Origin of the sequence: Halomonas sp. AOP7-B1-5 (assembly GCF_052353045.1) — a bacterium.
In the GTDB taxonomy this organism is placed as follows: Bacteria; Pseudomonadota; Gammaproteobacteria; order Pseudomonadales; family Halomonadaceae; genus Vreelandella; species Vreelandella colorata.
Map to the genome: position 1 here is coordinate 60,050 of NZ_JBQTDC010000013.1, position 18,474 is coordinate 78,523.

Sequence of the window (18,474 nt, forward strand, 5' to 3'; positions counted from 1 at the left end):
CCATGAGTCTGCGGGTCATTTCACGCATTTTAGGGCTACTGCTGATGCTGTTTAGCCTGACCATGCTCCCCCCCATGTTAATTTCCCTATGGTTTCGCGATGGGGTCTGGCACGCCTTCATGATTGGTCTCGCCATTACGGTGGTGACCGGCTTGATCATTTATCTGCCTAACCGAAAAGCCCGTAAAGAGCTGCGCATCCGCGATGGGTTTTTAATTGCGGCCATGTTCTGGACGGTACTGGCCCTGTTCGGTTCGCTGCCCTTGATGCTGTTTGGCGATACCGCGCTGAGCATTACCGATGCAGTGTTTGAATCGTTTTCCGGCTTGACCACGACGGGTGCCACGGTGATTACCGGGATCGATTTTCTACCCGAATCGATTCGCTACTATCGTCAGCAGCTCCAGTGGCTAGGCGGAATGGGGATCGTGGTACTGGCCGTGGCGATTCTCCCCATGCTAGGCGTCGGCGGGATGGCACTCTACCGCACCGAGATCCCGGGGCCGCTAAAGGATTCCAAGCTGACCCCCAGAATCACCGAAACGGCCAAGGCGCTGTGGTATATCTATGCCACGCTGACTATTGCCTGCATGGTGGCCTATATGCTCGCGGGCATGAACTGGTTCGATGCGCTCGGGCACAGCTTCTCGACCGTGGCGATTGGCGGCTTCTCGACCCACGATGCCAGCATCGGCTACTTCAATAGCCCGTCTATCGAGCTGATCTGCGTGGGCTTTATGCTGATTTCAGCATTCAGCTTCAGCCTGCACTTTATAGCCTGGCGCGAAAAGCGCTTGCTGCATTACTTCCAGGACCCTGAAGCGCGCTTCTTAATGCTATTTCTGGCGGGACTGGTCACCATTGCCGTGATCACCCTATGGCTGACGCAAACCTACGATACGATGAGCGGCTTGCGCTACGGTCTTTTCGAAGTGGTCTCGGTTGCCACTACGGCGGGCTTTTCCGTGGCCGATTTCTCGGCCTGGCCCGGCGCCCTGCCCTTCTTACTTTTCATTGCAGCGTTTGTGGGTGGCTGTTCAGGGTCAACCGCGGGTGGCATGAAGGTTATCCGTATTATCCTGATCCTCAAGCAGGGCATGCGTGAAGTCATGCGCCTAATTCATCCCAACGCGGTGATTGCGGTCAAGGTCGGCAAAGTGAGCGTCCCCGATAGCATTGCCCAGGCGGTTTGGGGTTTTTTCTCCGCCTACGTCATGCTGTTCTTTTTAATGATGGTCGGCGTGATGGCCACCGGTGTCGATCAGATCACGGCCTGGTCATCGGTGGGTTCCGCGCTTAATAACCTGGGCCCGGCGCTCGGCGAAGCCAGCAGCCACTACGGCGAGCTACCTGATCTTGCGAAATGGATACTGGTACTTGCAATGCTCTTGGGCCGCCTGGAAATTTTTACCGTGTTAGTGTTGTTTACCCCGGCCTTCTGGCGACGCTAGCACTTTGATGCCGCTTCATATTTGAGTTGAGATATCATGAATCACGATGAAACCACCCCGCTGAGCGCGGCACCTGCCGCCTTGCCGGCTACCAGCGGGCCGCTGAAAACGGTTGCCGTTGGCGACACCACCTATACGCTATTGGGTACGGCACATGTTTCGGCGCAAAGTGCTGATGACGTGCGCAGCCTTGCCGATAGCGGCCAGTTTGACGCTATCGCCATCGAGCTCTGCGATGCCCGCCACCACAGCATGAATAACCCTGACGCTATGGGCGAGCAGGACCTGTTCCAGGTATTCAAGCAGGGTAAGGCCGGTATGGTAGCGGCAAGCTTGGCGCTGGGCGCTTTTCAGCAGCGCATCGCCGAGCAGTCGGGTATAGAGCCGGGCGCAGAGATGCGTGCAGCCCTTGAAGAGTGCCGCAGCCGCAACCTACCGTTGCTGCTGGTCGACCGCGATGTGGGCGTAACGCTCAAGCGCATCTACCGTAACGTTCCCTGGTGGCAGCGGTTTTCGCTTTTTTCCGGTTTGATTGGCAGCGTGCTATCACGCCAGGACGTATCCAAGGAAGAGATCGAAAAGCTTAAAGAAGGCGACATGCTGGAAGCCACGTTCAGCGAGTTTGCCGCCGAGTCGGAAGCGCTTTATACCCCGCTGATTCGCGAACGCGACCGCTATATGGCCCTGCGCCTTGCGGAACAGGCCCCACCCGGGCGCTTTAAAAACGTATTGGTGGTGCTGGGTGCCGGGCACCTCAAAGGTACCGTCGAGCACTTGGAGGCCCCGCTTCCGGAAAATCCCACGGTTGAGCGCGAAGCCCTGGAAGCAACACCACCGCCCTCTAAGCTGTGGAAGGCTCTGCCCTGGCTGATTACCATTCTGGTGATTACCGGCTTTGCGATTGGCTTTTCACGCAATACGGATCTCGGCTGGCAGCTGGTGCTGGAGTGGTTTTTGATCAACGGCATCTTATCCGGCGGTGCGACCATTATTGCGCTTGCCCACCCGGTCACGGTCATCGCCACCTTCTTTGCCGCTCCACTGACCTCGCTAAACCCGACCATTGGCGCAGGCTTTGTCGCCGCTGGGGTCGAGCTTTACATGCGCAAGCCCAAAGTGCGTGACTTCTCATCGCTGCGTAAAGACGTCACCCACCTTAAAGGCTGGTGGAAAAATCGTGTATCGCGCACGCTGCTGGTGTTTATCCTGGCAACGCTGGGCTCGGCGATAGGCACCTGGGTCGCGGGTTTCAGAATTGCCGGCGCTCTGTTTGGTGGCGACGCCGCGTGAGTATGCACCGGCGCGCACCCTGGCAGGCGGATGCCCTGCTGCTGCTGGTAACCATACTGGCGGCGGGCGGTTGGATTTTCTCCAAAGAAGCCCTTGCCGGAATGCCGCCACTGCTGTTTATTGGCACGCGTTTTTTGCTGGCCGGGCTAATCCTGCTGGGGTTTGCCTGGCCTGCGCTAAGCCGTATGCCCGCCCGCCGTATTCGGCGCGGTATTTTTGTAGGCCTGCTGTTTAGCGTCGCGATTGGCTTCTGGATCATGGGGCTTAAAACGTCCAACCACCTGGGCGAAAGCGCGTTTATCAATAGCCTGGGGATACTGCTGGTTCCTGTGGTCGCCAAGCTACTGTTTGGCGACCGCCCGCCACGCACCACCTGGATAGCCCTGCCCGTTGCCCTGCTGGGTTTTGCCCTACTCTCGCTCAATGCGGGCTTTAGAGTAGAAACCAGCCAGCTTTTAATGGTATGCGCAGCGCTCTGCTTTGCGTTCCTGATTAATGTTAATACCCGCGTGGTGCGTAATGTACCCGCCCTGCCGCTGACCACGCTGCAGCTATTATCGGTGGGTACCGTGTTAACCATCGTGTCGTTTACGTTTGAACGTCAGCCCGTGGCGCTTAATACGTCTATTCTGGGCTGGTTTATCGCCAGTGTGCTGCTCGCAAGCTCTGCGCGGTTTTTCCTGCAGATCACCGCCCAGGGAATGACCACGCCCAGCCATGCCTCGGTCGTTTTGATGCTGGAAGCGGTATGGACGGCGTTATTCGCCGCCTGGTGGTTTGGCGAAACCATGGCACCGCTTCAGCTGCTCGGCTGTGGGCTGATTTTTACCGCCCTGCTGATTAACCGCTGGTATTGGGTGCGGAAAATACTGCTGCGCTGGTTACCCGGCGCTGCCCGCTAGGCTTTAGTCTTCCAACACTTCCTGACGTGCCAACAGGCGCGTCATTGCCTCGGTGGGTTCGGCAATTTTCTTGTAGAACCGGCTGGCGGCGTAGCTATCGTTAAATACATCAAAGTAGTCATCCAGCACCGCCGCCGCGTTCTCATCCCCGCCCTGGCGCAGCAACTCAATAGCCACTTCTGCCGTGCATAAATGCGCTTTAGAAGCAGGCTTGCGCAGCCGGTAACGGGTTTCGCGCTCGGTACGTAAAGGCAGTACCGGCAAGCTATCCAGGTAAGCGCTTTTGCGGAACATGCGCCGCGCCTGACGCCAGGTGCCATCCAGAATGATAAACACCGGGATGCGTGAATCCTGCTTGACACTATGTACCGCATCCATCCCCACCACGCGATCCGCATAGTCCGGCTGATCATCGGGGAAAATCAAAAACGGCGCATAGCGCGGGTCTGCCAGCAGAGCGGTCAACTGCGCATCGGGCGCCGTGCGGTACCAGGTAAACACCTGGGTTTGCGCCAGCACATCACCAATCAACCGGCCGGTATTGGTCGGTTTATAGTGCTCCAGCGAGTGAGTAATCAGCCATACCTGGGCGTAGCTTTCCGCCTTTACCTGATACGGGCACAGGCAGTTCAGCTTGGGTAGATTGCAGCCTTCGCAGCGTATGACAAAACTGCCCCGCGCCTTGAACTCTCGCCGCGGCGGGCGCGGATGGCCGGTAGCCGGATCACACTCAGGGGAAGTATCAGAGGCAGACATCCGCGCTCCAGACAGAAGAAAAGGGCGCAGAGTATAAAGCAGGGCATCCCGAATGACGAACCCAACCATGTAAACCAGAAAAATTCTTGAAGTTGACATAACACTCTTGGCGCCGATAAAGTCTAGTCAACTTATTAAATCAAAATGGTTTACCGATGACTGCGACTGCCGCCCCCCGCCATGACTGGACGTTAGACGAAATCAATGCGCTTTTTGCGCTGCCGTTCAATGATCTGCTGTTTCAGGCCCAGCAGGTTCACCGGGCGCACTTTGATGCCAATGCCGTGCAGATATCCACGCTACTATCGATAAAAACCGGTGCCTGCCCGGAAGACTGCAAGTACTGTCCACAGTCCGGCCACTACAACACGCAGCTCGAAAAAGAGAAGCTGCTGGAGATCGAAAAGGTCGTCGAGCAAGCTCAGGCGGCAAAAGCGGCAGGCGCCAGCCGTTTCTGCATGGGCGCTGCATGGCGCAGCCCGCGCGAAAAGGATTTAGTGCTGGTTGAAGAGATGGTGCGTCAGGTAAAAGCCTTGGGGCTTGAAACCTGCATGACGCTGGGCATGGTGGACAATCTTCAGGCCAGCCGCCTGGCGGCCGCAGGGCTTGATTATTACAACCACAACCTGGATACATCGCCCGACTACTACGGCGAGATCATCACCACACGCACCTATAGCGACCGCCTGGAGACCCTGGCCACGGTGCGCGACGCGGGCATGAAGGTATGTTCGGGTGGCATTCTGGGCATGGGCGAAGACGCCCAGGATAGAAGCGCCCTGCTGCAACAGCTGGCGAAACTCACTCCCCACCCAGAATCAGTGCCGATCAATATGCTGGTAAAAGTGCCCGGTACGCCGCTGGAAAATGCAGACGACATGGACCCTCTCGAATTTATCCGCGCCATCGCCGTTGCCCGTATCATGATGCCGCAAAGCCACGTGCGCCTGTCAGCCGGGCGCGAGCAGATGAGCGAATCTACCCAGGCGCTGGCGTTTCTGGCGGGCGCCAACTCGATCTTCTACGGTGACAAGCTGCTGACCACCGGCAATCCCCAGGCTGACCGCGACCGTGCCCTGTTTGCCAAGCTGGGCCTGCACCCTGAAAAGCGCGAGACCTGTGAAAGCGAAGACACCCAGGCCGCACGCCTTGCCCAGCAGGCGCAGCAGGCGCAGCAGCAACAGCTTAATGAACGCGCCGCCGAGCTTGCGGTGGATGCCAGTGTCTAAAGCGTGGCGTGAGCGACTAGGCAATGCTCATGATACTCGCCAGCATGCTCGGCAGTGGCGCGCTCGGCGCATCAGGCAGCCGGCGTTGCTGGATTTCGCAGGCAATGACTACCTCGGCCTGGCGAAAGACCCGCGGGTCCAGAACGCCCAGGCCGAAGGTGCCCGCCGGTTTGGCGCGGGTGCTGGCGCATCGCATCTGGTAAACGGTCATCTGGCGATTCATGAAGCCTTGGAAGAGGCATTGGCCACCTGGACGGGGCGCGAGCGCGCGCTGCTGTTCTCCACCGGCTATATGGCGAATCTGGGCGTACTCCAAGCGCTTGCCGATACTGATACGGCCATCTTTCATGATCGACTCAATCACGCCTCGCTGCTGGACGGCAGTGCGCTAAGCGGCGCTCGCTCGCGGCGCTACCACCATAACGATATTGACGATTTGACCCGCCTGATGGCGCGCAGCGCCTGTACGCACAAGTTGGTGGTAAGCGACGGTGTCTTCAGCATGGACGGCGACGTGGCCGATATTGCCGCTCTGGCGCAGGTAAGCCAACAGCATGACGCCTGGCTGATGATCGATGATGCCCATGGCATGGGCGTTATGGGCGTTAACGGTAGCGGTTGCGTCGGGCCTCGCTGGAATAGCCAGCAAGTGCCCATTCTGGTGGGCACGCTAGGCAAGGCGCTAGGTACTGGCGGTGCGTTCGTCGCGGGTGATGCGCTACTCATTGACCACCTGACCCAGTTCGCCAGAAGCTATGTTTACACCACCGCGCAGCCGCCCAGCGTTGCCGCCGCGACGCTTCAAGCGCTCACCATTGTTCAGCGTGAACCCGAGCACCGCGAGCGTCTTGCGCGGCATATCAGTTACTTCCGTGAGGAGGCCTTGCGGCTCAACCTGCCGCTAGGCGAATCACGCACGCCCATTCAGCCGCTGTTGCTGGGAAGCGAATCGCACTTAATGCTGTGGGCCGAACGCCTGCACCACGCGGGCATCGATGTTGGCGCGATTCGTCCACCGACAGTGCCCAAGGGTGAGTCGCGCCTACGGATCACGCTGAGCGCCCGCCATTCGCGCGGCGATATTGATCAGTTGCTTGAGACATTGGACGCCTGCCGTCGGGAGATTTCATGACACGCCTGGTACTGCTTTCCGGCTGGGGAATTGACCAGCGCATCTGGCAGCCGCTTGAGCCCCACTGGCCAGACAACGTTGATGTCGTCACCGTTGACTGGCCAGGCTACGGCAAGACGCCCTCTCTACCTGGCAACGCCACCATGGAGACGCTTGCCGCGGCCATGGCGAACCGTCTGCCAAGCGATGCCGTTTGGGTGGGGTGGTCGTTGGGCGGCCTGCTGGCAACCGCCCTGCTTGATTACCTGCCCGCGCCGCGGGGGCTAGTGCTGCTGGGAGCAGGCGCCCGGTTCTGTGCGCCGGGCAGCACGCTTGCCGCAGAGCTTGCCGACTTCCAGGCAGTGTTTGCGCACCGCCCTGATGCCGCCTGGCGGCACTTCCTGCACTGGCAGTCCCAGGGTGAGCCCACGCCCCATCACGCTCATACGCAGCTTCGCGAGTTATTGGGCAAGACGCCTGTTGCAGATCACACGACCCTGGCCACGGGCCTTCACTGGCTGGCCACGCTGGATAACCGCCGGCGCCTCAAAACACCTCCCTGCCCGGTAGTTCATCTAGTTGGCGAGCACGACCCGTTGGCAAGCCAAACTGCACGCCACGAGGCGCTGACGCTTGAGCACTGTGGCCATGGTCCCATGCTTTCGCAGCCAGCGCATTTGGCCTCCCTGCTCGCCGCTAAGGCCACTGCGTTATCCGTAGAGGAGATAGCATGAGTCTTAGTACCGCTCAACCGCTGCTACCGCCCGAGGCTGACTGGCCGGCCAAAGTAGCCCGCGCCTTCTCTCGGGCGGCGTCTCGTTATGACACTCTGGCCAGCGCCCAGCGGCATATCGGCGAGTCGCTGTGGCGCGGCCTGCCAGGCACCGCCCAGCACATACTCGACCTAGGGTGCGGCACCGGCTACTGGTCGCAGCGGCTGGCCGCTCGTTACCCCACCGCGCACGTGACGGGGCTGGATATTGCACCGGGTATGCTGGAACACGCCCAGGCGCGCCATGGAGATACGATTACCTGGCAACTGGGCAGTGCCGAATCGTTACCCCTGCCCGCAGAATCGTTGGACCTGGTATTTTCCAATCTGGCGATCCAGTGGTGCCGCGACAGCCTGGCTGTCATGGAGGCGCTTTATCGCGTGCTGGCCCCGGGCGGCCAGGCGTTCATTACTACACTGCTGCCCGGCACGCTCAGCGAAATTGCCTTCGCCTGGCAGCGGCCAGACGCTGTGCTGAAAACACCAGCATGTTGCGTGCTTGAAGCCGCTATCAGCAAAAGTGGCCTGCTCTCATTGAAGCAGTCGACTTGGATGGAGACGTTTTTTTACCCTGATTTCAAGGCGGTCATGGCCTCCATCAAGGGGGTGGGCGCCCAAGTGGCCAGACCCAATGCTACGCTCACCCGGGCTGACTTGGCAGCGGCAGCAGCGCGCTTTGAGCAGTTTCGCGAGCCACGGGGGCTGCCGGTCAGCTATCACTGCCTAAGCTTGCAGCTGGAGAAACCTCGATGACGTGTTTCTTCGTCACCGGCACCGATACCGATGCGGGCAAAACGCTCGTTACCGGCGCGCTGCTCCATGCGGCTCAACGCCAACAGCTAAGTACGCTGGGGCTCAAACCCATCGCCTCTGGCAGCATGCGAACGCCTGATGGGCTGCGCAATAGTGATGCCCTGGCGCTGCAACGCCAATGCGAACCACCGGTCGACTACGCCACGGTTAACCCGCTCGCCTTTGAACCTGCCATCGCGCCTCATCTGGCCGCGCTGGAAGCGGGCAAGTCACTAAGTGTGAGTGATATCACCCGCCAGCTGCACGAAACGCTTAGCCGGACGGCCCGGGACTTCATGTTGATCGAGGGCGCAGGCGGCTGGCGCGTACCGCTAAACGAGCAGGAGGACTTTGCTGACATCGCCATCGCGTTGAGGCTCCCAGTCATCCTGGTGGTTGGTTTAAAACTCGGCTGCCTGAATCACGCGCGTTTAACAGCCGAAGCTATTCGCGCCGATGGCCTGACGCTTGCGGGCTGGGCAGGCAGCGTGGTTGATCCTGCCTTTGAGGCTCAGCCTGCTCGCTTTGCGAGTAATATCGCCCATCTTGAGGCCAAGCTGACGGCGCCCTGCCTGGGCATCATCCCTCATTTGGCAAACCCCGATGCCGCTACCGCCCATCGCTATCTCTCTCTGGAGGCCTTATGAGTTCGCCGGTCTGGCATCCCTATGCGCATATTAAAACCCAGACGCCTGCCCCTAGAGTGGTCGGCGGCAGCGGCGCTCATTTTGAGCTTGAAAGCGGCGAGCGCCTGCTGGACGCCACCTGTTCCTGGTGGTGCATGATTCACGGTTACAGCCATCCACGCCTGGTGGCGGCTATTCGCGAGCAGGCGGGCACGCTGTGCCATGTGATGCTGGGCGGCCTGACCCACGAGCCCGCCGACCAGTTGGCCCGTGAGCTGGTACGCATCACCCCCGCTGGGCTTAATCACGTTTTCTACTCCGACAGCGGCTCGGTGGGCATGGAAGTGGCAATGAAGATGGCGCTTCAATACCAGGTGCTGACCGGCCAACCCGGTAAATGCAAGATGCTGTCGCTGATGAAGGCGTACCACGGCGATACCACTGGCTGCATGGCGGTCTGCGACCCGGAAGAGGGCATGCACAGCCTGTTTGCCAGCCTGTTGCCAAAGCATCACTTTGCACTCGCGCCTACGGCCCCTTTTGATGCCTCGCCTGAGCAGGTCGAAGCGGACCTTGACGCCTTGCGCAGCATTCTTGAGCGCCACCATGCCGAGATCGCCGCTCTGCTGATGGAGCCGCTGCTGCAAGCCGCCGGCGGGCTTAACATGACCTCACCTGCGTACCTGCGCGGTGCGCGAGCGTTGTGCGATGAGTTTGGTGTACTGCTGGTGTTTGACGAGGTAGCCACCGGTTTCGGGCGCACCGGCAAGCTGTTTGCCGCCGACCATGCAGGCGTCACGCCGGATATCATGGTGCTTTCTAAAGGTCTGACCGGCGGCTACCTGGGTCATGCGGCAACGCTTGCCACGGATCGCGTCCACGCCGCCTTTATCGGCGACAGCGCGCAGCACGCCTTTATGCACGGCCCTACCTTTATGGGAAACCCGCTGGCCTGCCGCGTCGCACTCGAGAGCTTGCGGGTATTTGAAGAAGAGGATTATCTAGGCAAAATCGCCACGCTCAACCAGACGCTAAAACGCGAGCTACTCGATGACCGCGTGTTAAACGCTCACCCGGCGGTGGCCGACGTGCGTGTTCTTGGCGCCACGGCAGTCATCGAAACACACACCGCTGAAGCGCTTGTCAATGTGGCGAGCTTTGCCCGCCAGCGCGGCGTATGGCTGCGCCCGTTTGGCCGCTGGCTTTACACCATGCCTGCCTATATCACATCGCCTGCGGAGATGGCCCAAATTACTGATGTCATGAAGGCCTGGTTTACAGAGGATTAGCGTCTCTTAATTACCTAAACCGATGGATCACCTGAACTTACCGTAGCATCAGCTTACCGCGTGCTTTCCATTGTTCCACCAAGGCAGGCACGCCCTCCCCGGCGGTGGCGTTGATGGCCGCCACGCCAGGCGGACTTAAGGCATCGGCATCAGGATCAACCAGCGCGCAGGGCGTATCGTAGTCGATATACGACAGCAGCGAAGCTGCGGGCATCACCGCAAGCGACGTGCCCACCACCAGCAAGAAATCCGCCTGGGTAGCAATCTCGCAGGCCTCCTCAAACAGCGGTACGGCTTCGCCAAACCAGACCACATCCGGGCGCAGCTGGCTGCCTTTATCGCACACATCGCCCAGCGCGATATTGCCTTTCAGCGGATAGCGCATGCGCTCATCTACGCTTGAACGGGCATTGAGTATTTCTCCATGCAGGTGAATCACCTGGCTGGAGCCTGCCCGCTCGTGCAGGTCATCGATGTTCTGGGTAATGATGGTGACCTTGAAGCCTGCCTGCTCAAGACTTGCCAGCGCACAGTGCGCCGCGTTGGGCTTGGCCTTGCGGATCTGGTCGCGGCGCTGGTTATAAAAGCCTAATACGCGCTCGGGGTCACGCTGCCAGCCTTGCGGCGTGGCTACCTCTTCAACCGGATGGTCTTCCCACAGCCCGTCGCTTGCGCGAAACGTCTTGATACCACTTTCGGCGCTGATCCCCGAGCCGGTAAATACCACCAGATGGCGCGCTGTCGTCATGATTACCTCGCTGCATTACCGCGGTTACTGTTCAGCGTCTACAAAGCGCTGCTCGTTTCCATAAGGGTACACGTCAATGATACGGCCATCGACAATGGCCTGCTGCAGGCCCTGCCAGTAGCTGACCTCGAAGAGCTCGGGATGGAAGGTCTGGAAAATCCGCAGCCGCTCCGCGTTGGCAAACATGAACGGGCCAAACTCCTCGGGAAAGATATCGTTCGGGCCAATGGAGAAGCTTTCATTTCCACCGCTCAGGTAATCGCCATCGCTTGAGACAGGAATGGCGCGAAAGTGGCATTCGGTGAGATAGCATACTTCATCGTAATCATAGAAGATCACCCGCCCCTGACGGGTAACGCCAAAGTTTTTAAGCAGCATATCGCCGGGAAAAATATTGGCCGCCGCCATTTGCTTGATAGCATCGCCGTAGTCCTTGAGCACGGCCAGCTGCGCATCATGACTGCACTGTTCAAGATAAATATTCAGCGGCGTCATCATGCGCTCGGTATAGCAGTGCTTGATGATGACCTTCTCGCCTTTTAAATAAACCGCAGAGGGCGCAACGTCCAGCAGGTGTGCCAAACACTCGGGGTCGAAATGATCTTTGCGGACCGTAAAGTTGGAGAACTCCTGGGTATCGGCCATGCGCCCCACCCGGTCGTGGCGTTTTACCAGGCGGTACTTTTCACGCACGATGTTATGCGTGACGTCCTTGGCGGGGTCGAACTTATCCTTAATGATTTTAAACACCGTACGCGCGCTGGGCAGCACAAACACCGCCATCACCATGCCGTGCACGCCCGGGGCAATCACGAACTGGTCTTCGCGCTTGGCGACCTGGCGGTTCAGGGCACGAAAGAACTCGGTTTTGCCGTGCTTGAAAAAACCAATGGCTGCATACAGCTCACCGGCCGGTTTATGGGGCATCAGCGTCTGGAGGTAATCGACAAACTCGCCGGGCACCGCTACATCTACCTGAAAGTAGGCGCGGGTGAACGAGAAAATTATCGCCACATCGTCGGGGTCAATCAGCACGGTATCCAGATGCAGCCCGGGGTCCGCGCCCGCCTGTTCATCAAAGCGTTCGCTGTGGCGGATAGGCAGTACCAGCGGTACGTGCTGGCCACCGCCGCTTATCCGCCCCACCAGATAGGCGCCCTTGTTGCGGTAGAAAATGCTGTTGAGCAGCTCAAGCTCGGCGTCTTCGGCGTGAGCGATGGCGTCTGGTAGAAGCTCTGCCAGCCGCGTCGCGCCCAGGCGTGTATCGCGTGCTATATCGGCGAAGGGGTTTTCAAGCCCGGCGCCTTCCAGTGCCCAGCTCAAGGCATTCTGCCAGTCGCCCTCTACCTTGCGGCGGCGGCATAGTTCGATTCCCGAACGGTGCGCGGCGTCGGTGCGCGAGCTTTCTACAAACATCCAATCGTTGCGGATATGGCGATGCTTGAACACGGCGCAAAACAGCGAATTGAAAAACGTCTCGGCCAGCTCGTAATCCAGCCGCTGACTGATCCGCTCGGCATACCGATCGCGCGCCTCGCGCCACAGGTCGCAGTGGGCCAACGTGTCTTCTGAAAACGCCTGTTTGAGGCTCGCCAGCCCCTCCTGAACCTTCTGCTGATAGAGGTTAATGCGATCAACCGAGGCCTGCTGCCCTTCCCGCCAAGCGCCCTCGCGAAACCGCCGATGGGCATCTTGGGTAATGGCTTTAAAGCGCGTTCGGTAGGCTTCAAAACCGTGCAGAATGGTGGCGGCCAGGCGGTCGGCGGGCGTGGTTTTCACAGGAGAATCTCTTGGCGTTTTCCCCCAGCCTATACGATGAAAAGCCCCCGGGCTATTGAGCGCGGGGGCTTTATCAGCAAGACGGCCGCGTTACGGTTTTGCGCCAGATATTGCCGGCTCTGGCGTGGCGGGAGTTACGTCCGGTTCGGCGATGACCAGCGCAAACTCCTCCTCGGCGGTTTTCGCCACCAGCTTGTTCTTGCTGTACAGGAAGTAATACGCCGCACCGATGATAAACAGCACGATGGTGTAATTAAATGCACGCGGATCAAACGCGTAAACGCCGGTGAGGGCGACTAGCGCCAGCACCAGTGCGATGGACGACGTGACGATACCACCAGGTGTTTTATAGGGGCGCGGCAGGTCGGGGCGCTTAAGGCGCAGCAGAATATGGCTAAGCGCCATCAGCGCATAGGAAAGCGTGGCGCCCACCACGGCCATCGCCAGGATCAGATCGCCCTCGCCACTTAGCGAAGCCAAAAAGCCGAAGATACCGGGCACGATCAGCGCCAGATAAGGCACTTTACGGCGACTGGTCAGCGACAGTTTTTTCGGTAGGTAACCCGCGCGGGAAAGCGCAAACACCAGGCGGCTATAGCCATAAATAATCGAGAAGAACGAGGCAATCAGGCCCGCCAGCCCCAGCACGTTCACCAGCGTAGCAAGCGTTGGGTTACCCGTCGCGTTAAGTGCATCCACCAGCGGCACACCACTTTGGCCGATCATTTCAGCTCCGGCGGCCCCGGCCAGCAATACCACGACCAGCAAGGCCGTGAAGAGCAAAAACAGCATCGCAACAATAATCCCCCTGGGCATATCGCGGGCGGGGTCTTTGGCCTCTTCTGCGGCAAGCGGTACGCCTTCCACGGCTAAAAAAAGCCACATGCCAAACGGCAGCGCCGCCCAGATACCGTACCAGCCATAGGGCATAAAGGTGCTGGCGCCGGCCGCGTCAGTGGGCGCAATATCGAATAGATTGTCCGCATCGAAACTGCCGATCAGCGCTACCGCCGTGGCCAAAATGGCAAACACGGCCAAGCCGCTGATCACCATCATCACCTTTAGCGCTTCCCCAACCCCTGCCAGGTGAATGCCGATAAAGGCCGCATAAAACAGCAGATACACCAGCGGCCCATCCAGGCCGGTGAGGGCTTCCACCGCGGAGCCAATAAAAATCACGATCGCGGCGGGCGCCAGCGCGTACTCGATGAGTACCGCCAGCCCGGTTAAATAGCCCCCGGCCGGCCCCATCGCCTGGCGGGCAAAGCTGTAGCCACCACCAGCCGCGGGAATCGCTGCGGACATCTCGGCAAGCGATAGCACCAACGCCAGATACATCAAGGCCATTAAACAGGCGGCAATCGCAAACCCGCCCCACCCGGCCTCGGCGATGCCAAAGTTCCACCCCGCGAAATCACCCGATATAACGTAGGACACCCCAAGCCCTGCCAGAAGTAGCCAGCCAGCGGTGCCTTTACGCAGCTGGCGCTTGGCCAGGTACGCCTGATCAACAGAAGATTGTGTCATTGTCTTGCCCTTTTAGTGAGGAACGAAGCGAATGTCAGCGGCGTGCTGTCAGGCTGTTATGCCAAGTCCTCTATTATTGTTAGTAGTGATACGTCATTGAGTTTAATCAGCAACCAAAAAATTCTGCGTTGAGCCCGGCGCAGCGGAGTCGCCTTCCAGCACGTTATCCTCGCTACGGTCTTTGAGTTTGACGCCGGAAAGCTTTTTCTGACGCGCCTCTTTCAAGAGCAGAAATAGCCGTCTGGCAGCTTCATCCATTTGCAGCCCGGCGGGGCGCACGTTGGAAATACAGTTGCGCCGGTCATCCTTGAGCCCGGGCTCCGGCGCCCAGGTCATATAAAGCCCCAGGCTGTCCGGCGAGCTAAGCCCCGGGCGCTCGCCAATCATTACCAATACCGCATCGGCATTGAGCAGTGCGCCAATTTCATCGCCAATCGCCACCCGGCCCTGCTCGATAATAGTGAGCGGTGCCAGCTGCCACTCAGCGCTATCCTGCTCAAACTGTTGATAAAGCGCTTTTAAAAACGGCTGGCTGTTCTGCTGGACTGCCAACGCGGAAAGCCCATCCACGACCACCACAGCCAAGTCCACGCGGGACTGCGAAGCTACGGCTTCCAAACGCTCGCGCGACTCATCATTCAGCTTGCGGCCAAAATCGGGGCGTTGGAGATACATGGCGCGATCCTCCACTTGGCTGTGCAAGCGAAGCGGCTCATGTTCAAGCGCAAAGGCTTCTTGCAACTGCTGAGCCAGCGCCTCAACATTCAGCGGGCAATGCACCGCGTCCTGTGCCTGGGCGTGGGCCAGCTGGAACTCCAGCAGCTTGCCGGTGGGCAGGCTGACACCTGCCCGGCCCAAGCCAATGCGCGCATCGGTAAACGCACGCAACCGCTCCCAGGGGTTTTCAACCACGATAGGCTTGCTAGACGTCATGACGCGGCTCCTTGGGCAGGTGGCGCAGGCTGTTGGCAAACGCGGCGGGCAACTGGTCGTTTAGTTGATGCGTTTTCACATCTTGGAAAATCTGCATCTCGGTAAGCCAGCGCTCGAATTCGGGCGCGGCGTTGAGCCCGAGCACCCGACGGGCGTAGAGCGCATCGTGAAACGAGGTGGTCTGGTAATTGAGCATGATGTCGTCAGAACCCGGAATGCCCATCACGAAATTGCAGCCCGCCACGCCCAACAGGGTCAGCAGGTTATCCATATCGTTCTGGTCGGCTTCGGCGTGGTTGGTATAGCAGACATCACAGCCCATAGGCACGCCCAGAAGCTTGCCGCAGAAGTGATCCTCAAGCCCGGCTCGAGTGATCTCTTTACCATCGAATAAGTACTCGGGGCCGATAAAACCGACGACCGTATTGACCAGCAGCGGGTTGAATTTACGCGCAACCGCATAGGCGCGGGCCTCGCAGGTCTGCTGGTCAAGCCCGTGATGAGCATCGGCAGAAAGCGCGCTACCCTGGCCGGTTTCAAAGTACATGACGTTGCGCCCCACCGTACCCCGGTTCAGCGACTGAGCCGCTGCTTCAGCCTCGGCCAGAATGCTTAAATCGAATCCAAAGCTGCGGTTAGTCGCTTCGGTACCGCCAATCGACTGAAACACCAGGTCCACCGGGGCGCCCTGCCCGATAGCCTCCAACGTATTGGTCACATGGGTAAGCACGCAGGACTGGGTGGGAATCTGATACTTCTGAATCACGTCATCCATCAGGCGCATCAGCTTCACGCTCTGGGCGACGTTATCGGTCGCGGGATTGATCCCGATCACCGCGTCGCCGCTGCCGTATAAAAGACCATCCAGAATACTCGCGGCAATGCCGGTAACATCATCCGTCGGATGATTGGGCTGTAGTCGAGTAGAAAGCCGCCCCGGCAGGCCGATAGTGTTACGAAACGCCGTAACGACCCGGCATTTCTTGCCCACCAGAATCAAATCCTGATTGCGCATCAACTTACTTACCGCCGCAGCCATTTCCGGGGTAATGCCAGGGCGAACGTCGGTGAGGGCTTCTGAAGTTGCCTGGTCCGAGAGCAGCCAGTTACGAAAATCCCCTACCGTTAAGTGCCGGATGGGCGCGAAGGCCTCGGCGTCATGGTCGTCGATAATTAGCCGGGTGATTTCATCTTGCTCATAAGGCACCAGCGCTTCGTTTAGAAACGTGGTGAGCGGCAGATCTGCCAGTACCATCTGCGCGACCACGCGCTCTTCCGCGCTTTCGGCGATCACACCCGCCAGCCGGTCGCCGGAGCGAGCCGGGGTCGCTTTGGCCATCAGTTCGGCCAGGCTTTTAAAGCGATAATGGCGGCTACCTAGCGTCGTTTGAAAGCTCTGGGCCATGGTGTTTCCTTGTATTTATTTTCCTAACGCCTAGGCGATACGAAATAGAAAGTTATTGGGTTTAACCATAGCGCTTTTACGCTAGCTACGCCCGGTGTGCATAGGCTGCCGCCCTAACACCCAATATTCTATAAGCACATTTCGTACCAATTTTAAGCTCACCTGAACCACTGGCCGATTTTGATGCCCTATAATGGCCTCGTTACGTCGCCTCTCATTTATTTCCCTGTAAGGTGCCAATATGCCCAACGCATCGGTAAAACATTTTCGCCGCCTGCCGGATGATGAGCAGTCCCGCGTGATTGAAATGGCTTGGGAAGACCGCACGCCGTTTGAAGCCATCGAAACGCTGTTTGGTCTTTCAGAACCCGATGTTATTGATGTAATGCGCCAACAGCTAAAGCCCGCCTCGTTTCGGCTTTGGCGCAAGCGCGTCACCGGCCGCACTACCAAGCATCGCGCTTTGCGCTCGCCAAATGTGCTGCGCGGCTACTGCCCTACCCAATATAAGCGTTGAGATTTTTCCTGTCTGACGCAACACACGCTTTTTAATCGCCTCTTAATTGTTATACTATTACATAACATAAACCCGTTTAGAGGCGTGCTAGCAATGACTGCGTTTTCTCCCCTGCCCGTTACCGTGCTGTCGGGCTTTCTGGGTGCCGGTAAAACTACCGTGCTCAATCATATTCTCGCCAACCGCGAAGGCCTGCGTGTGGCGGTGATCGTCAACGATATGAGCGAGGTGAATATTGACGCCGCGCTGGTGCGTGGTGGCCCCGGTGAGTCGACGCTTGAGAGCGAAGTGGCGCTCAACCGATCTGAAGAGCGCCTGGTGGAGATGAGCAACGGCTGCATTTGCTGCACCTTGCGTGAAGATTTGCTTATCGAGGTCAATCAGCTCGCCAAAGAGGGCAAGTTTGATTATCTGGTAATTGAATCCACCGGGGTTTCCGAGCCGCTGCCCGTGGCTGAGACGTTTACCTTTGAGGATGAAAGCGGCCAGAGCCTTTCTCACGTGGCCCGGCTGGATACGCTGGTAACAGTGGTGGATGGCGCCAACTTCCTTAAGCAGTACCGCGAAGCGCAAAGCCTGGAAGAGGCTGGCGAGAGCCTGAATGATGAAGACGAGCGTAACGTGGCCGACCTGCTGGTCGATCAGATCGAGTTTTGCGATGTGCTGTTAATCAGTAAAACGGACCTGATCAGCGATAAGGAGCTTGCCTCACTAAAGGCTATTCTGCGCTCGCTTAACCCGGATGCCGAACTGGTACCGATTAGCCGGGGCGGCGTGCCGCTGGATAAAGTGCTGAATACCGGCAGGTTCGACTTTGAGCGCGCCCAGCAGGCACCCGGCTGGTTGAAAGAGATGCGCGGCGAGCACGTGCCCGAAACCGAGGAGTACGGCATTGGCAGCTTCGCTTATCATGCCCGGCGCCCATTTCATCCAGCGAAGTTTCACGATCTGCTGCATTCCGAGTGGTTCGGCGAAGGTCTTTTGCGCTCCAAAGGCTTTTTCTGGCTAGCTACTCGCCCCCAGTGGGCCGGACAGTGGAGCCAGGCAGGCGGCATTGCCCACCATGGTGTGGCGGGCATGTTCTGGAAAGCCATTCCGGAAGAGCGCTGGCCGGAGGATGCCGAATACCGCGCGTTTATTCACGAAAAATGGCAGGAGCCGTTTGGCGATATGCGCCAGGAGCTGGTGTTTATCGGCCAGGGGCTGGATCAAGCGCGGATGCGCCAAGCGCTGGATGATTGCCTGCTTAGCGAAGCCGAGCTATTGGAAGGCATGGACGTTTGGAAAACGCTGCCTGACCCCTTCCCCACGTGGGAATAAGCCCGCTTTTGAGTCAGCCAAAAGCCT

Annotated in this window: 17 protein-coding genes; 11 read left to right on the forward strand and 6 right to left on the reverse strand. The window is 58.8% G+C overall.

Annotation, left to right across the window (positions count from 1 at the left end; genetic code table 11):
• The first annotated feature begins 2 nt into the window (after positions 1–2).
• The 3 genes from ACT3XD_RS08795 to ACT3XD_RS08805 are packed head-to-tail and all read left to right on the forward strand — an operon-like array spanning position 3 to position 3,643.
• Positions 3–1,451: a TrkH family potassium uptake protein gene (locus ACT3XD_RS08795; RefSeq protein WP_018918152.1), complete on the forward strand. Its 1,449-nt coding sequence runs from the start codon at positions 3–5 to the stop codon at positions 1,449–1,451.
• Positions 1,452–1,487: 36 nt separating this feature from the next.
• Complete coding sequence (locus ACT3XD_RS08800; RefSeq protein WP_192539109.1) at positions 1,488–2,741, forward strand: TraB/GumN family protein; 1,254 nt, start codon at positions 1,488–1,490, stop codon at positions 2,739–2,741.
• A gap of 2 nt (positions 2,742–2,743) precedes the next feature.
• Positions 2,744–3,643 carry a DMT family transporter gene (locus ACT3XD_RS08805; protein WP_192539134.1) on the forward strand — a complete coding sequence of 300 codons (900 nt, stop codon included), beginning with the start codon at positions 2,744–2,746 and terminating at the stop codon, positions 3,641–3,643.
• Positions 3,644–3,646: 3 nt separating this feature from the next.
• Here the strand turns inward: ACT3XD_RS08805 and ACT3XD_RS08810 are convergent, their stop codons facing one another.
• Positions 3,647–4,399, reverse strand: coding sequence for a tRNA-uridine aminocarboxypropyltransferase (locus tag ACT3XD_RS08810; RefSeq protein WP_192539135.1), 753 nt, complete (start codon positions 4,397–4,399; stop codon positions 3,647–3,649).
• Positions 4,400–4,554: 155 nt separating this feature from the next.
• Here ACT3XD_RS08810 and bioB point away from each other — a divergent pair, with 155 nt between their 5' ends.
• From bioB to bioA, 6 genes are read left to right on the forward strand one after another with little or no spacing between them, the layout of a single operon-like run.
• Positions 4,555–5,628: a biotin synthase BioB gene (bioB, locus tag ACT3XD_RS08815; protein WP_192539110.1), complete on the forward strand. Its 1,074-nt coding sequence runs from the start codon at positions 4,555–4,557 to the stop codon at positions 5,626–5,628.
• Positions 5,615–6,760 (forward strand): 8-amino-7-oxononanoate synthase, encoded by a 1,146-nt coding sequence (gene bioF, locus ACT3XD_RS08820; RefSeq protein WP_192539111.1) that lies wholly within the window; start codon positions 5,615–5,617, stop codon positions 6,758–6,760. The genes bioB and bioF overlap by 14 nt, the downstream gene beginning before the upstream one ends.
• Complete coding sequence (locus tag ACT3XD_RS08825) at positions 6,757–7,473, forward strand: alpha/beta fold hydrolase (RefSeq protein WP_192539112.1); 717 nt, start codon at positions 6,757–6,759, stop codon at positions 7,471–7,473. The genes bioF and ACT3XD_RS08825 overlap by 4 nt, the downstream gene beginning before the upstream one ends.
• Positions 7,470–8,264 carry a methyltransferase domain-containing protein gene (locus ACT3XD_RS08830; RefSeq protein ID WP_192539113.1) on the forward strand — a complete coding sequence of 265 codons (795 nt, stop codon included), beginning with the start codon at positions 7,470–7,472 and terminating at the stop codon, positions 8,262–8,264. Before ACT3XD_RS08825 ends, ACT3XD_RS08830 begins: the two co-directional genes overlap by 4 nt.
• Positions 8,261–8,950 carry a dethiobiotin synthase gene (gene bioD / locus ACT3XD_RS08835; protein WP_192539114.1) on the forward strand — a complete coding sequence of 230 codons (690 nt, stop codon included), beginning with the start codon at positions 8,261–8,263 and terminating at the stop codon, positions 8,948–8,950. The genes ACT3XD_RS08830 and bioD overlap by 4 nt, the downstream gene beginning before the upstream one ends.
• Positions 8,947–10,218, forward strand: coding sequence for an adenosylmethionine--8-amino-7-oxononanoate transaminase (bioA, locus tag ACT3XD_RS08840; protein WP_192539115.1), 1,272 nt, complete (start codon positions 8,947–8,949; stop codon positions 10,216–10,218). The genes bioD and bioA overlap by 4 nt, the downstream gene beginning before the upstream one ends.
• A gap of 37 nt (positions 10,219–10,255) precedes the next feature.
• Here the strand turns inward: bioA and ACT3XD_RS08845 are convergent, their stop codons facing one another.
• The 5 genes from ACT3XD_RS08845 to ACT3XD_RS08865 form a co-directional block, all read right to left on the reverse strand.
• Positions 10,256–10,966, reverse strand: a complete 711-nt coding sequence (locus tag ACT3XD_RS08845; protein WP_192539116.1) for an SIR2 family NAD-dependent protein deacylase — start codon at positions 10,964–10,966, stop codon at positions 10,256–10,258.
• Positions 10,967–10,990: 24 nt separating this feature from the next.
• The gene (aceK, locus tag ACT3XD_RS08850) at positions 10,991–12,745 is read right to left on the reverse strand and encodes a bifunctional isocitrate dehydrogenase kinase/phosphatase (protein ID WP_192539117.1); all 1,755 of its coding nucleotides are present in this window, start codon (positions 12,743–12,745) and stop codon (positions 10,991–10,993) included.
• 90 nt (positions 12,746–12,835) lie between these two features.
• A complete protein-coding gene (gene eat / locus ACT3XD_RS08855) occupies positions 12,836–14,272 on the reverse strand; it encodes an ethanolamine permease (RefSeq protein WP_192539118.1) in 1,437 nt (478 codons plus the stop codon).
• Positions 14,273–14,374: 102 nt separating this feature from the next.
• Positions 14,375–15,205: an ethanolamine ammonia-lyase subunit EutC gene (eutC, locus tag ACT3XD_RS08860; RefSeq protein ID WP_192539119.1), complete on the reverse strand. Its 831-nt coding sequence runs from the start codon at positions 15,203–15,205 to the stop codon at positions 14,375–14,377.
• Positions 15,195–16,610, reverse strand: coding sequence for an ethanolamine ammonia-lyase subunit EutB (locus ACT3XD_RS08865; RefSeq protein ID WP_192539120.1), 1,416 nt, complete (start codon positions 16,608–16,610; stop codon positions 15,195–15,197). The genes eutC and ACT3XD_RS08865 overlap by 11 nt, the downstream gene beginning before the upstream one ends.
• A 241-nt stretch (positions 16,611–16,851) precedes the next feature.
• On the opposite strand from ACT3XD_RS08865, the gene ACT3XD_RS08870 reads away from it, so the two are divergent.
• Together ACT3XD_RS08870 and zigA are read left to right on the forward strand one after the other, a co-directional pair.
• Positions 16,852–17,127 (forward strand): TIGR03643 family protein, encoded by a 276-nt coding sequence (locus ACT3XD_RS08870; protein ID WP_192539121.1) that lies wholly within the window; start codon positions 16,852–16,854, stop codon positions 17,125–17,127.
• 93 nt (positions 17,128–17,220) lie between these two features.
• On the forward strand, positions 17,221–18,447 hold the full coding sequence (gene zigA, locus ACT3XD_RS08875) for a zinc metallochaperone GTPase ZigA (RefSeq protein WP_192539122.1): 1,227 nt from the start codon (positions 17,221–17,223) through the stop codon (positions 18,445–18,447).
• Positions 18,448–18,474 lie beyond the last annotated feature (27 nt).